Here is a 14841-nt window from a genome sequence, read left to right on the forward strand (position 1 = left end):
TGGGCCTTCAGGAGTGTTTCTGCGGCTCGCGAATCTTGTACCAGGCCACGTACAGCGCCGGCAGGAACAGCAGCGTCAGCAAGGTCGCCACGATGATCCCGCCAATCATGGCGTAGGCCATGGGGCCCCAGAAAACCTCGCGGGCAATCGGGATCATGCCCAGGCTCGCCGCCGCCGCCGTCAGCAGGATCGGCCGGCGCCGGTGGTTGGTGGCCTCCACCACCGCATCCCACGGCGACAGGCCGTGGGCTTCGAACTCGTCTATCTGGGTCACCAGAATCACCGAGTTACGAATGATGATGCCCGCCAGCGCAAGGATGCCGAGGATCGCCACGAAGCCCATCGGCGTCCCCGTGGGCACCAACGCCAGCACTACACCAATCAGGCCCAGCGGCGCCACGCTGACCACCAGGAACAGCTTCTGCACGCTGTGCAACTGGATCATCAGGAAGGTCGCCATCAGGAACAGCATCAGTGGGATGACCTTGGCGATCGGCCCCTGGGCCTTGCTGCTTTCTTCAACCGTACCACCCGTGGCCACTTCGTAACCGACCGGCAGCTTGCTGGCGAACTCGTCAATTTTCGGCTTCAACTGGGCCACCAGGTCGGTGGGCTGGATGTCGCCGTTGACCGAGGCCTTGATGGTGATGGTTGGCTTGCGGTCGCGTCGCCATACCAGTGGCTGCTCCAGCTCGTAGCGCACGGTGGCGAACGACAGCAGTGGGATCGAGGTGCCGTTAGGGGTAAGAATTTGCAGGTTCTGCAGAGTATCAGGCGAGCCACGCTCGCTGTCTTCGGCGCGGGCGACCACATCGACCAGGTAGATGTTGTCGTTGACCTGGGTGATCTGCACGCCACTGACGATGCTGTTCATCACATTGGCAACATCTTCGGACGACAGCCCCAGCTGGCGTGCCTTGTCCTGGGCAATTTCCACGCGCAGCACCTTACCCGGCTCGTTCCAGTCGTAGATCATCTCGCCGATGTGCTCGTTCTGGTCGAGCAAGGTGGCCAGCTCGATGGCGTGTTTGCGTACTTGGTCGATGTCGGCACCGCTGACCCGGTACTGGATCGGCCGGCCCACTGGCGGGCCCATCTCCAGCGATTGCACGTTGGTGCCGACGCCGACGAATTCTTCATGCAGGATCTTCTGCAGGCGGTCCATCAAGGCCTGACGCTCTTCGAAGCCCTTGCTGACAATCACCAGCTGCGCGTAGTACGGGTTCTGCAACTGCTGGTCGAGGGGCAGGTAGAAGCGGATCGCGCCTTGGCCAATGTAGGTACTCCAGTGCACCAGGTCCGGGTCGTCCTTGATCCGCGCCTCGAAGCGGTCGACCACCTTGCGCGTCTCCTCGATCGAAGCGTTCTGCGGCAGGTTGAGGTCGACGAGAATTTCCGGGCGGTCCGAGGACGGGAAAAACTGGTTCTGCACAAAACGCATGCAGAAGATCGACAGGGCGAACAGCACCACGGTGCCGATGATGGTCAACCAGCGGTTGCGCATGCACCACAGCAACCCGCCTTCAAATGCCCGCCCGACCCGGCCAGGCTCAGCCTCGTGGGCCTTGAGCTTGTCGCTTTTGAGAATATGCACCCCAAGCACCGGCGCGAAGAAAACCGCCACCACCCACGACACGATCAGGGCCACGGCGATCACCGCGAACAGGGTAAAGGTGTATTCACCCGCAGAGCTGGCGTTGAGGCCGATAGGCACGAACCCGGCCACGGTCACCAAGGTGCCGGTAAGCATGGGGAAGGCTGTGGAGGTGTAGGCGAACGTCGCCGCCTGCTCCTTGCTTTCGCCCATCTCCAGCCGCGTGACCATCACCTCCACGGTAATCATCGCATCGTCCACCAGCAGGCCAAGCGCAATGATCAGCGCGCCCAGCGAAATCCGCTGCATGGTGATGCCGCTGTACTCCATGAACACGAACACCATGGCCAGCACCAGCGGGATCGAGCAGGCCACCACCAGCCCGGCGCGCACGCCAAGACTGACAAAACTCACGGCCAGCACGATCACCACCGCCTCGAATAGCGCGCTGGTGAAGCCGCCGACCGCCTGCTTGACCACCACGGCCTGGTCAGAAACGGTGTGTACCCCGACACCCACCGGCAGGTCCTGGACCACCTGGTCCATGCGCTTTTTCAACGCCGCACCGAACACTTGGATGTTACCGCCGGCCTTCATGCCGATGGCGAGGCCAATGGCTGTCTGGCCGTTGTAACGGAACATTGGCGAAGGCGGGTCGACGTAGCCGCGCTCGATGTCGGCGATATCGGCCAGGCGGAAGAAGCGGTCGTTGATCCTCAAATTGACGGTTTGCAGGTCTTTTTCCGAGGCAAACTGCCCGGACGTACGCACCGAGATGCGCTCCGGGCCGGCCTCGATCATGCCGGCCGGCGTCACCGCATTCTGCGCTTGAAGTGCCTGCATCACCTGGCGCTGATCAATACCCAAGGCTGCCAGCTTGCGGGTGGAGAAGTTCAGGTACAGCACTTCGTCCTGGGTGCCGACCAGCTCGATCTTGCCGATGTTGGGTACATCGCGGACCTCGGCCCGTGCCTGTTCCACGTAGTCCCGCAGTTGGCGCAGGGTCAGGCCGTCAGCGGTAAAGGCATAGATCGAGCCGAATACATCACCGAATTCGTCGTTGAAGCCCGGCCCCTGAATACCGGCGGGAAATTCGCCACGAATGTCCTGGATCTTCTTGCGCACCTGGTACCAGATATCCGGAATGTCCTTGGCCTTGGTGGTATCGCGAAGGTACACGTAGACCGTGGACTCGCCGGGGCGGGTGTAGCTTTTGGTGTAGTCGAGCGAGTCGAGTTCTTCGAGCTTCTTCTCGATGCGGTCGGTAACCTGGTACAGGGTTTCGTCCTGGGTCGCACCGGGCCAGCGGGTCTGGATGACCATGGTCTTGATGGTGAACGACGGGTCTTCCTCGCGGCCCAGGTTGAAGTAGGAAAAAATCCCCATCAACAGGCTAACGAACATCAGGTACCAGACGAACGATTGATGCTTGAGTGCCCAGTCGGACAGGTTGAAGCTTCCTTTCATTGCGCATCCTCGTCGAAGGTGACCTTCTGGCCAGGCTTGAGGCTGTTGACGCCGGCGGTGACCACGCGTTCACCGGGCTGCACGCCGGAGCTCAGTACGATGCTGTCAGCGGTGCGGTCGATCAGCGCCACGTCACGGGTGGCCACGGTCTTGTGCTGCGTATCGATCACCCACACCTGGGTCTTGCCGTCACGCTCAAGCAAGGCACTCAAGGGCAGTTCGCTGCGCGGGGACACTTCCGAGCTAAGGGTCACACTGATGGAGGTGCCGAGGTGGAAGGCCGCCGGTGTGCTGGCCAGGGTCAGGCGAGCACGGCGGGTACGGGTGGTGGCATCAGCCTGAGGCTCCAGTTCGCGCAGGCTCGCTGTGGTGTTGATGGTCGGGTCCAGTTGCGAGGCAACAGTGAAGGTCAGGTCTTTGCTCAACTGCTCGGCCAGATCGATCGGCAGGTCGATGACCGCTTCCTTCACGTCCGGCCGGGCCAGGGTCACCACGGCTTGACCAGCGGTTACAGTTTGCCCGGCTTCGGCCTGCCACGCGGTAATCACGGCAGCGTGATCGGAACGCAGGGTGCTGTAGTCGAGCTGGTCACGGGCCTGGCTGACGGCGGAGCGGGCCTGTTCCAACGCTGCGCTGGTGGTTTTCAGGTTGGTCTGGGCGATATCCAGCTGTGCCTGGGCGCCAACCCCACGGTCATACAACTGCTGCTGGCGACGGGCATCGGCCTGGGCGTTGATCCACTGTGCCTGCACCTTGGCCAGATCGCCTTCGGCAGCGCGCAGCTGGTTTTGCTGGTCGGTCGGGTCCAGGGTGGCCAAGGTGTCGCCCGGTTTCACCTGGGCCCCGACGTCCAGCCAGCGCCGGGCAATACGCCCGGAAACCCGGAAGCCCAAAGTGCTTTCGAAGCGCGCCTGGATACTGCCGGCGAAGCGGCCCAGCTGCGACTGCACCTGAGGTTCCACCTTGACCGACAGCACTGGCCGGATCGCCTCTGGAGCCTCTTCTTCGCTACTGCAACCAACCAGCAGCACACCGGCCGACAGCATCAGCAGCAGACGCTTCATAGCTCACCCCCTGGGGCCTTGGCGTCGACTTTCTGCACCTGCATGCCGGGGTGCAGCAACTGGCCACCGTTGACCACCACGGTCTCACCGCCTTTCAGGCCGCTGGCGATCACGATCTTGCCGGTGAGGTAACGGCGGATCTCGACTTTGCGCAGTTCCACCTTGTCGCCCTCGCCCACCACCCACACGGCAGGCTCATGCAGGGCCTTGGTCAGCGCCGACCAAGGCAGCTCGACGCTGGGCCGGCCCTGGGCATTGGTGGTGGCAGTAACCGGTGCCCCCAACTGCATCCCGGGCGGCACGTCCTTGAGCCCCACCTTGACCTGCACGGTGCCGCTTTGCGCGGACACGGTGGGGGTGATTTCTCGCACGAAGCCACGGGCCTGGACCTTGGGATCGTCCAGCAGGCTCACGACTACCCCGGCATCGCTGGGCGGTGCCACCAACAAGGATTCATAAACGTTGAACACCGCATCGCGGTCGCCATCGACGGCCAGGCTGAAGATCGGCATGGTCGCCTGCACCACCTGGCCAACCTCGGCCTGGCGCTCGGTGATTACCCCGGCAGCCTCGGAGACCAGTGCGGTGTAGCTGAGTTGCTCGTTGGCATTGGCCAGTTGCGCCTGGGCGGCCTTGAGCGCGCTCTGGTTGCTGCGCAGCGCGGCCTCGGCAGCATCGTATTCGCTCTGGCTGGTGTAGCCCTTGGGCAGCAGTTTTTGCTGGCGCACGAAGGCTGCGCTGGTCTGGGTGACCCGCGCCTGCGCGGCGAACACTTCGGCCTTGGCCGAGTCGACATTGTTCTGCAGGTCTTTCGGGTCGAGCCGGGCCAGCACCTGGTTGGCCTTCACGTGATCGCCCACGTCGACGCTACGCGAAATGATCTTGCCGCCGACGCGGAATGACAAATCGGTCTGCACCCGCGCCTGTACGTCGCCGGTCAGGGTGACCCTGGCAGCGAAATCGGTGGGTTGTACCTGCTGCACACCCACCCGAGGCAGCGTCTCGGGGACCTCTTCCTTGCTACAGCCGGTGAGCATGTACAACAACCCCAGACAGACGACCGACAGCGGAGGCATCAACGCCATGCTGGCTCCTTGCTTGCGCACAAATGATTTGTGGGATGCGACTGTGAGCGTAGTTCAGGGTTCGATAAACATCACTGGCGGTGGCCATGCTGGCATTTCTGGTGCCTGTGGGGGCCTCTTCGCGGGCACGCCCGCTCCCACAGAGAGAGCACTCTATTTGAGACTTGCGCGGTATCTGTGGGAGCGGGCGTGCCCGCGAAGAGGCCCCACAGCCATGTATCAGTGTCTGCCATATCCAGAAACCATCAGTCATCTGCCACCCCCGCTCCAACCGCTACCTTTCACAGGGAGGTTCAACTTCAAGGAAGATCAATATGCCGTTAGCCGAATCCCACCGACTGCGCCGTGGGCGCTTCTCCGAGCCTGGCAGGCTCTACATGCTGACCACCATCACGCATCAACGCAAACCACTGTTCAAGAACTTCCACCACGCCCGTCTAGTGGTCAAACACCTTCGGGTCTCCAATGACATTCAGGATTGCCAATCGTTGGCCTGGGTAGTGATGCCGGACCATCTTCATTGGCTGATTGAGCTGAAAGAAGTGACATTAGGAACGCTGATGCGCAAGTTCAAATCACGCACAGCGATTGCCTTGCGCAAGGCCGGTGTCGGGCACAAGCCGATATGGCAACCGGGTTACCAGGACCATGCGCTGCGGCGGGAAGAGCGTGTGGTTCATGTCGCCCGGTACATTGTTGCCAATCCCTTGAGAGCTGGATTGGTCAGAAGTATCAGGGACTATCCACATTGGGATGCGGTATGGCTTTGAATCAGTGCTGGAGCCTTCGCGGGCATGCCCGCTCCCACAGGGCTCACCACAACCTTGAAAACTCTGATACCCCTACCCCACAGGGGTCAGCACAACCCTGAAGGCTGTGAGGTCCCTGTGGGAGCGGGCGTGCCCGCGAAAGGGCCGGGTCAGGCCGACGCAGCCACCTGCGCCGAGCGCTTGACCTGCGGCTGCGAAGCGTTGGCCGCAGCACCCTCTTCGATCGCCTGCTGAATCGCCTTGCGACGACGCTCTTCGGCCTGGCGGCTGAAGTACCAGACGAAGAAGGTCACCAACGAGACCGACAGCAAGATCAGGCTGGCCACGGCGTTGATCTCCGGTTTCACGCCCAGGCGCACCGCCGAGAACACTTCCATCGGCAAGGTGGTCGAGCCAGGCCCGGAGACGAAGCTGGCCAGTACCAGATCGTCCAGCGACAGGGCGAACGACATCATGCCGCCCGCCGCCAGCGACGGCGCGATCATCGGGATGGTGATCAGGAAGAACACCTTCCACGGCTTGGCACCCAGGTCCATCGCCGCTTCCTCGATCGACAGGTCCAGCTCACGCAGGCGAGCCGACACCACCACCGCGACGTACGCCGCACAGAACGTAGTGTGGGCAATCCAGATGGTGACGACCCCACGCTCCTGGGGCCAGCCGATCGACTGCGCCATGGCCACGAACAGCAGCAACAGCGACAGACCGGTGATCACTTCGGGCATTACCAGCGGCGCAGTGACCAGGCCACCGAACAGCGTGCGGCCCTTGAAGCGGGTGACACGGGTCAGTACGAAGGCTGCCAGGGTACCTAGTGCCACCGCTGCCACCGCCGTGTAGCAGGCGATTTCCAGCGAGCGCATCACCGAACCCATCAGCTGGGTGTTGTCGAGCAGGCCGACGTACCACTTGATCGACCAGCCCCCCCACACCGTCACCAGCTTGGAGGCGTTGAACGAGTAGATCACCAGGATCAGCATCGGCAGGTAGATGAACAGCAAGCCGAGCACCAGCATCAGCTTGGAGAAACTGAAGCGTTTCATGCGCGGCCCTCCATCTCTTTGGCCTGGCTACGGTTGAACAGCAGGATCGGCACGATCAGGATCGCCAGCATTACCACCGCCAGGGCAGATGCCACCGGCCAGTCACGGTTGTTGAAGAACTCCTGCCACAGCACTTTACCGATCATCAGGGTTTCCGGACCGCCCAGCAGTTCCGGGATCACGAACTCGCCCACCACCGGAATGAACACCAGCATGCAGCCGGCGATGATGCCGTTTTTCGACAGCGGTACCGTGATCTTCCAGAAGCTGTTGAAGGTGCTCGAACCCAGGTCGGATGCAGCTTCGAGCAGGCTCGGGTCATGCTTCACCAGGTTGGCGAACAGCGGCAGGATCATGAACGGCAGGTACGAATAGACCACGCCGATGTATACCGCCAGGTTGGTGTTGAGGATCTGCAACGGCTGGTCGATCAACCCGGTCCACAGCAGGAAACCGTTGAGCAAGCCGTTGTTGCTGAGGATACCCATCCAGGCATAGACGCGGATCAGGATCGCGGTCCAGGTGGGCATCATGATCAGCAACAGCAGGACCGTCTGGGTCTCCTTCTTGGCATTGGCAATGGAGTAGGCCATCGGGAAGCCGATCAGCAGGCACAGCAGGGTGCTGAAGAAGGCCATCTTCAACGAACCCAGGTAGGCCGCAAGGTACAGATCATCCTCGGTCAACAGCCCGTAGTTGGCCAGGTTGAGGACCAGTTGGACCTTGTCTTCGACGTAGGTGTAGATCTCGGTATACGGCGGAATTGCCACATCAGCTTCGGCAAAACTGATCTTCAGGACGATGAAGAACGGCAGCATGAAGAACAGGAACAGCCAGATGAACGGCACGCCGATCACCAGATGCCGCCCCTCCGGGACCAGACGCTGGAAGGCTCGCTTGAGCTTGCGCAGTTTCATGACCGCAGTACCACGCCGCTGTCGTCTTCCCACCATACGTACACTTCATCGCCCCAGGTAGGACGGGCACCCTGGCGCTCGGCGTTGGCGACGAACGACTGGACGACCTTGCCGCTCGGCAGTTCCACATAGAACACAGAGTGGCCACCCAGGTAGGCGATATCGTGCACCTTGCCGCGCGACCAGTTGTGCTCGAACTCGGGCTGCTTGGTGGTTACCAGCAGTTTCTCCGGGCGCAGGGCGTAGGTGATGTGCTTGTCTTCAACCGAAGTGGTGATGCCGTGGCCCACGTAGATCTTGCGCTCCAGTTCCGGGCTGGCAATGATCGCGTAGCCTTCGGCGTCATCGACCACGTCACCTTCGAACAGGTTGACGTTACCGATGAACTCGCACACCAGGCGGCTGGTAGGTGTCTCGTAGATGTCCACTGGCGAGCCGATCTGGGCGATCCAGCCCAGGTGCATGATGGCGATGCGCTGGGCCATGGTCATGGCCTCTTCCTGGTCGTGGGTCACCATCACGCAGGTCACACCCACGCGCTCGATGATCTCGACCAGCTCCAACTGCATCTGCGAACGCAGTTTCTTGTCCAGTGCCCCCATTGGCTCGTCGAGCAGCAGCAGCTTGGGGCGCTTGGCCAGCGAGCGGGCCAACGCCACACGCTGACGCTGACCGCCCGACAACTGGTGCGGCTTGCGCTTGGCGTACTGGGTCATGTGCACCAGCTTGAGCATCTCGGCCACGCGCGCATCGATCTCGGCCTTGGGCAGCTTGTCCTGCTGCAGGCCGAAGGCGATGTTCTGTGCCACGGTCATGTGCGGGAACAGCGCGTAGGACTGGAACATCATGTTGATCGGCCGCTCGTAGGGCGGCATGTCGGTGATGTCGACGCCATCGAGGAAGATCCGCCCTTCGGATGGGCGCTCGAAGCCGGCCAGCATGCGCAGCAAGGTAGACTTGCCGGAACCGGAGCCACCCAGCAAGGCGAAGATCTCACCCTTGCGAATTTCCAGGGACACATCGTCCACGGCTACCGTTTCGTCGAACTTTTTCGTGACCCGGTCGATCTTGACCAGCACCTGCTTGGGTTGCTGGTCACCCTCGAGGGCTTTTTTATAGGCACCGGAGGCAACTGCCATGAGTGAAACTCCCAACAAGATTTTTGTGCCCGCGCGGCCAGACCTGCAGAGGCCGCCGCGGGTCTGGATTTTTTACTTGCCCGACTTGACCTTGGTCCAGCTACGGGTCATCAGCCGTTGCACCTTGGGTGGCAACTCTGAGTTCACGAACATCTTGTTCAGCACTTCCTGCGGTGGGTAAACCGCAGCGTCAGTCCTCACGGCCTGGTCCATCAGGTCGCCAGCCTTGGGGTTCGGGTTGGCGTAACCGACGTAATCACTGACCTGGGCGATAACCTCAGGTTTCAGCAAATAGTTGATGAAGGCATGCGCCTCTTTGACGTTCTTGGCGTCCTTGGGGATCGCCAGCACGTCGAACCAGAGGTTGCCGCCTTCCTTGGGAATGGCGTAGGCCAGGTTCACGCCCTTCTTCGCTTCTTCGGCGCGGGCCTTGGCCTGGAACACATCACCCGAGAAACCTGCCGCGACGCAGATGTCGCCGTTGGCCAGGTCGGTGATGTACTTGGACGAGTGGAAGTAGGTCACGTACGGGCGCACCGCCAGCAGCTTCTGCTCGGCCTTGGCGTAATCCTTGGGGTCGGTGCTGTTCGGGTTGAGGCCCATGTAGTTGAGCACCGCTGGCAGCATTTCGTCCGCCGAGTCGAGGAAGGCCACACCGCACTTGGAGAGCTTCTTCATGTTTTCGGGCTCGAACAGCACGGCCCAGGAGTCGATGGTATCCACGCCCAGCGCAGCCTTGACCTTGTCGACGTTGTAACCGATGCCGTTGGTGCCCCACAGATAAGGCACCGCGTACTGGTTACCCGGGTCGTTCTTTTCCAGGCGCTTCATCAATGCCGGGTCGAGGTTGGAATAATTGGGCAGCAGGTGCTTGTCGAGCTTCTGGAACGCGCCCGCCTTGATCTGCTTGCCGAGGAAATGGTTGGACGGCACCACCACGTCATAACCGGTGTTACCGGCCAGCAGCTTGCCTTCCAGGGTTTCGTTGGAGTCGAACACGTCTTGCACAGACTTGATGCCCGTGGCGCTCTCGAAGTCCGCGAGTGTGGTCGGGCCGATGTAGTCGGACCAGTTATAGAAGTGCACCGTCGGCGCCGCTTGGACGCTGCATGCCAGCGTCAGGCCCGCGCCGGCCATCAAGGCCTTGCGGAATACAGAAATAGACAAGTGGGGGTCCTCACAATCAGTGCCTGGGTAGCGACAATGCTGCCGCACACGCAAAACCGGCGCGCAACTTAACTTCGCAGCTTCGATGCCGCAATCATCAATTACCTTTCAATGGCTCTGGGCCGAAAAAACCGGCCCAGAGCTGTCGCATCGGACTTACTTGCCCGACTTGATCTTCGTCCAGCTGCGGGTGATCACTCGCTGCACAGAAGCGTCAGGCGCAGCGATCGCGTACAGCTGCTTCTTCACTTCGGCAGGCGGGTAGATGCTCGGGTCGCTGGTGATGTCTTTGTCCACGAACTGGGTAGCAGCAGCGTTACCGTTCGGGAAGCGCACGGCGTTGGTGATTTCAGCCATGATTTCCGGCTGCATCAGGAAGTTCATGAACTGGTAGGCAGCGTCTTTATGCTCGGCATCTTTCGGGATGGCGACCATGTCGTAGAAGGTACCGGCACCTTCCTTCGGAATGACGTAGTCCACTTTGACCTTGTCGCCCGCTTCATGGGCACGGGCCTTGGATTGCTCCAGGTCACCCGAGTAACCGACGGCTACACAGATGTTGCCGTTGGCCATATCGCCAATGTACTTGGACGAGTGGAAGTAGGTGATCGAAGGACGGATCTTGAGGAACAGGTCCTCGGCGGCCTTCAGGTCTTCTTTCTTGGTGCTGTCGGTCGGCTTGCCGAGGTAGTGCAGCGCAGCCGGGAGCATTTCGGTCGGGGCGTCGAGGAAGCTCACGCCGCAGCTCTTGAGCTTGGCGATGTTCTCAGGCTTGAACACCACGTCCCACGAGTCGATCTTGTCCACGCCCAGCGCAGCCTTGACCTTCTCCGGGTTGTAGCCGATGCCGATCGAGCCCCACATATAAGGGAAGGCATGCTTGTTGCCCTTGTCGCTGGCATCGCCAACGGCCTTGAGCAGGTCGGGGTCGAGGTTTTTCCAGTTCGGCAGTTTCGAACGGTCCAGTTCCTCGTACACACCCGCCTTGATCTGCTTGGCCAGGAAGTTGTTCGACGGCACGACGATGTCATAGCCCGACTTGCCTGCCAGCAGCTTGGCTTCCAGGGTTTCGTTGCTGTCGAAGACGTCGTACTTGACCTTGATACCCGTCTGCTTCTCGAACTTGGCGATGGTGTCCGGAGCGATGTAGTCCGACCAGTTATAGACGTTCAACACTTTGTCTTCAGCCTGAACAGCGGAGGCCATGGCGCCCATCAGGGCGGCGGCCAGCAACGTTTTGCCCATTTTATTCATGCGTAATGCTCCAGAATTTTTATTTAGCAACTGTCCAGCAGCCAGAACCCACGGTGCAGAGCGTGCGGCGACTGAAACAGCCGCTAGTCTGGCAAGTTACAAGGCCCTGTATCAAGGAAAGCAGGGCCATGTAACGGCTTAATGTCACAACGCTAGCCTAGCAAACGCTTATCGAATCGCCTCAAGGGTAAGATCCAGGCACTTGCGTGCCTTTTCCACCAGTTCGTCGATCTCCGCATGGCTGATTACCAGCGGCGGCGCGATGATCATGGTGTCACCCACCGCACGCATGATCAGGCCGTTCTCGAAGCAGAAGGTGCGACAGATCATGCCCACGCCCTTGCCCTCGTAACGGCTGCGGGTGGCCTTGTCCTTGACCAGCTCGATCGCACCCAGCATGCCCAGGCCGCGCACTTCACCCACCAGAGGATGGTCCTGCAGCTCGCGCAAACGCTTTTGCAAATACGGTGCCGCATCTGTGCGCGCCTTCTCGACAATTTTCTCGTCACGCAGGATGCGCAGGTTTTCCAGGCCCACCGCGGCCGCCACCGGGTGGCCGGAGTAGGTGAAACCGTGGTTGAAGTCGCCGCCTTCGCTGATCACCTTGGCCACGGTGTCACGCACGATCACACCGCCCATGGGGATGTAACCAGAGGTCAGGCCTTTCGCGATGGTCATCAGGTCGGGCTTGAGGTCGTAATAGTCCGAACCGAACCACTCGCCGGTACGGCCGAAGCCGCAGATCACCTCGTCGGCGACGAACAGGATGTCGTATTTGGCGAGGATCTCCTTCACCTTCGGCCAGTAGGTTTCCGGCGGGATGATCACGCCACCTGCGCCCTGGATCGGCTCGGCGATGAAGGCAGCGACGTTGTCTTCGCCGACTTCGAGGATCTTCTTCTCCAACTGCTCGGCAGCCCAGACACCGAATTCGTCAGGGGTCATGTCGCCGCCCTCGCCGAACCAGTAAGGCTGAGGGATGTGAACGATACCCGGGATCGGCAAGCCACCCTGCTCGTGCATGCCGCTCATGCCACCCAGGCAAGCACCGGCGAAGGTGGAGCCGTGGTAACCGTTGATACGACCGATGATGGTCTGCTTGTGCGGTTTGCCCTTCAGCGCCCAGTAGTGACGCACCATGCGCAGCACTGTGTCGTTGCCTTCGGAGCCGGAGCCGGTGAAGAACACATGGGTCATACCTTTCGGCGCCACATCGGTGATCGCCTTGGCCAGCTCGAGCGCCGGCGGGTGAGCGGTCTGGAAGAACAGGTTGTAGTACGGCAGCTCGCGCATCTGTTTTTCTGCCGCCTGCACCAGCTCTTCACGGCCGTAGCCGACCGCCACGCACCATAGACCGGCCATGCCGTCGAGGATCTTGTGCCCCTCGCTATCCCACAAATGCACACCCTGGGCCTTGGTGATGATGCGCGGCCCCTTCTCCTTCAGTTGCTTGTAGTCACTGAAGGGTGCGAGGTGATGCTCCCCGCTCAGGGCTTGCCATTCACGGGTTTGCGGGTTGTTGACGCTCATGTGCTTCTCCGTTATTGGACCGCCGCGCTCCTGCGGCACCAGGGTTGATCAGACAGCGAACAGCAGGAACTCACGCTCCCAGGAACTGATGACGCGCTTGAAGTTTTCGTGCTCGGCGCGCTTGGTGGCGACATATCCGGTAATGAATTTCTTGCCCAGGTACTGCACCAGCGCACGGCTGTTTTCCATGCGTTCCAGGGCGTCTTCGATGGTCAGGGGCAGGCGCAGGTTGCGGCGTTCGTAACCACGCCCCTGCACTGGCGCGCTGGCCTCGATACCTTCGACCATGCCGATGTAGCCACACAGCAGGCTGGCGGCGATGGCCAGGTAAGGGTTGGCGTCGGCGCCCGGCAGGCGGTTCTCGACGCGCCGGCTTTGCGGGCCGGCATCCGGTACGCGCAGGCCGACGGTGCGGTTTTCTTCGCCCCACTCCACGTTCACCGGCGCCGAGGTGTCGGGCAGGAAACGGCGGAACGAGTTGACGTTAGGCGCGAACAGCGGCAGCGCCTCGGGGATGAACTTCTGCAGGCCGCCAATGTGGTTGAGGAACAGCTCGCTCATGCTGCCGTCTTCATTGCTGAAGATGTTCTTGCCGGTCGCCACGTCGACCACGCTCTGGTGAAGGTGCATGGCACTGCCTGGCTCGCCGGTCATCGGTTTGGCCATGAAAGTGGCGGCCACGTTGTGCTTGAGCGCCGCTTCGCGCATGGTGCGCTTGAACACCAGGATCTGGTCGGCCAGGTGCAAGGCGTCGCCGTGACGGAAGTTGATTTCCATCTGCGCCGTGCCGTCTTCGTGGATCAGCGTGTCGAGGTCCAGTTGCTGCAGCTCGCACCAGTCGTAGACGTCTTCGAACAGCGGGTCGAATTCGTTGGCCGCTTCGATCGAGAACGACTGACGGCCGGTTTCCGGGCGACCGGAACGGCCAACCGGGGGCTGCAGCGGAAAGTCCGGGTCCTCGCTGCGCTTGGTCAGATAGAACTCCATCTCGGGGGCGACGATCGGCTGCCAGCCCTTGTCGGCGTAAAGCTTGAGCACTTTTTTCAGCACGTTGCGCGGCGACAGTTCGACCGGGTTGCCCTTCTTGTCGTAGGTGTCATGAATGACCTGCGCGGTCGGCTCGATGGCCCACGGCACGAGGAACACGGCGTTCTCGTCAGGGCGGCAGATCATGTCGATGTCTGCCGGGTCGAGCAGTTCGTAATAGATGTCGTCGTCGACGTAGTCACCGGTCACGGTCTGCAGCAGTACGCTCTCGGGCAGCCGCATGCCTTTCTCGGCGATGAATTTGTTGGTTGGCGAAATCTTGCCGCGCGTGATGCCGGTCAGGTCGCTGATCATGCATTCGACTTCGGTGATCTTGTGCTCTTTCAACCAATCGGTGAGCTGGTCGAGGTTGTTACTCATAAATACCTCAGGAGGTAAGGTGGTCCACGACTTGATTCTGGATGGAGTAGATTGCTAAAGCAAAAACCCACGCGCAGAGCCACAGTGGATACACTGAAATCAGCTGTGTCCGTAATGAGTTCAAAAGGCAGGAAGACGAAGCGAAGGGCGGCAAGCCGCTGCGAGGACCGGTCCGGGAACGCGAAACGTCAATTATTGCGGCCAGGGCGACCACGCCATTGACGAAGCCTGCAAAAACGACGGAAGTACCCGATGGCACTGCGCAGGCAGTGCTTTCAGGTCGCGGCAAGCGGACCATGTGACCCTCGTATTATTGTGTTCTGGGTTGAGACCGAGCTTAGCCTTGTTCATTTTTTTACACAACACCTCCGTAAAAAATAAAACACGGCGTACCGGAGATAGCC

11 protein-coding genes are annotated in these 14841 nt (G+C 60.9%); 1 reads left to right on the plus strand and 10 read right to left on the minus strand.

What is annotated here, in order from left to right:
* Positions 1 to 7: 7 nt before the first annotated feature.
* Genes ACF8EF_RS18185 through ACF8EF_RS18195 form a run of 3 tightly spaced genes read right to left on the minus strand, consistent with a single transcriptional unit; the run spans position 8 to position 5210 of the window.
* A complete protein-coding gene (locus ACF8EF_RS18185) occupies positions 8 to 3061 on the minus strand; it encodes an efflux RND transporter permease subunit (protein ID WP_392460438.1) in 3054 nt (1017 codons plus the stop codon).
* Positions 3058 to 4125 carry an efflux RND transporter periplasmic adaptor subunit gene (locus ACF8EF_RS18190; protein ID WP_176682807.1) on the minus strand — a complete coding sequence of 356 codons (1068 nt, stop codon included), beginning with the start codon at positions 4123 to 4125 and terminating at the stop codon, positions 3058 to 3060. The genes ACF8EF_RS18185 and ACF8EF_RS18190 overlap by 4 nt, the downstream gene beginning before the upstream one ends.
* Entirely contained in the window at positions 4122 to 5210 is a 1089-nt protein-coding gene (locus tag ACF8EF_RS18195) for an efflux RND transporter periplasmic adaptor subunit (RefSeq protein WP_209969279.1), read from the minus strand. Before ACF8EF_RS18195 ends, ACF8EF_RS18190 begins: the two co-directional genes overlap by 4 nt.
* Positions 5211 to 5524: 314 nt before the next feature.
* Between ACF8EF_RS18195 and ACF8EF_RS18200 the strand changes: the two genes are divergently transcribed.
* Positions 5525 to 5980: a transposase gene (locus tag ACF8EF_RS18200; protein ID WP_209969275.1), complete on the plus strand. Its 456-nt coding sequence runs from the start codon at positions 5525 to 5527 to the stop codon at positions 5978 to 5980.
* A 149-nt stretch (positions 5981 to 6129) separates the two neighbouring features.
* Here the strand turns inward: ACF8EF_RS18200 and ACF8EF_RS18205 are convergent, their stop codons facing one another.
* The 7 genes from ACF8EF_RS18205 to ACF8EF_RS18235 all read right to left on the minus strand — a co-directional run bounded on the left by ACF8EF_RS18205 (position 6130) and on the right by ACF8EF_RS18235 (position 14437).
* Positions 6130 to 7023: an ABC transporter permease subunit gene (locus ACF8EF_RS18205; protein ID WP_021783554.1), complete on the minus strand. Its 894-nt coding sequence runs from the start codon at positions 7021 to 7023 to the stop codon at positions 6130 to 6132.
* The gene (locus ACF8EF_RS18210) at positions 7020 to 7940 is read right to left on the minus strand and encodes an ABC transporter permease subunit (RefSeq protein ID WP_176682810.1); all 921 of its coding nucleotides are present in this window, start codon (positions 7938 to 7940) and stop codon (positions 7020 to 7022) included. Before ACF8EF_RS18210 ends, ACF8EF_RS18205 begins: the two co-directional genes overlap by 4 nt.
* Entirely contained in the window at positions 7937 to 9079 is a 1143-nt protein-coding gene (gene potA, locus ACF8EF_RS18215) for a polyamine ABC transporter ATP-binding protein (RefSeq protein WP_021783552.1), read from the minus strand. Before potA ends, ACF8EF_RS18210 begins: the two co-directional genes overlap by 4 nt.
* Positions 9080 to 9151: 72 nt before the next feature.
* Entirely contained in the window at positions 9152 to 10246 is a 1095-nt protein-coding gene (locus ACF8EF_RS18220; protein ID WP_176682811.1) for a polyamine ABC transporter substrate-binding protein, read from the minus strand.
* 156 nt (positions 10247 to 10402) lie between these two features.
* Positions 10403 to 11500, minus strand: coding sequence for a polyamine ABC transporter substrate-binding protein (locus tag ACF8EF_RS18225; RefSeq protein ID WP_209969265.1), 1098 nt, complete (start codon positions 11498 to 11500; stop codon positions 10403 to 10405).
* A gap of 168 nt (positions 11501 to 11668) precedes the next feature.
* Entirely contained in the window at positions 11669 to 13030 is a 1362-nt protein-coding gene (locus ACF8EF_RS18230; protein ID WP_176682813.1) for an aspartate aminotransferase family protein, read from the minus strand.
* 48 nt (positions 13031 to 13078) lie between these two features.
* Positions 13079 to 14437 carry a glutamine synthetase family protein gene (locus ACF8EF_RS18235; protein WP_003253727.1) on the minus strand — a complete coding sequence of 453 codons (1359 nt, stop codon included), beginning with the start codon at positions 14435 to 14437 and terminating at the stop codon, positions 13079 to 13081.
* Between the last annotated feature and the right edge of the window lie 404 nt (positions 14438 to 14841).

Source organism: Pseudomonas sp. zjy_15, from assembly GCF_043101865.1.
In the GTDB taxonomy this organism is placed as follows: Bacteria; Pseudomonadota; Gammaproteobacteria; order Pseudomonadales; family Pseudomonadaceae; genus Aquipseudomonas; species Aquipseudomonas putida_Y.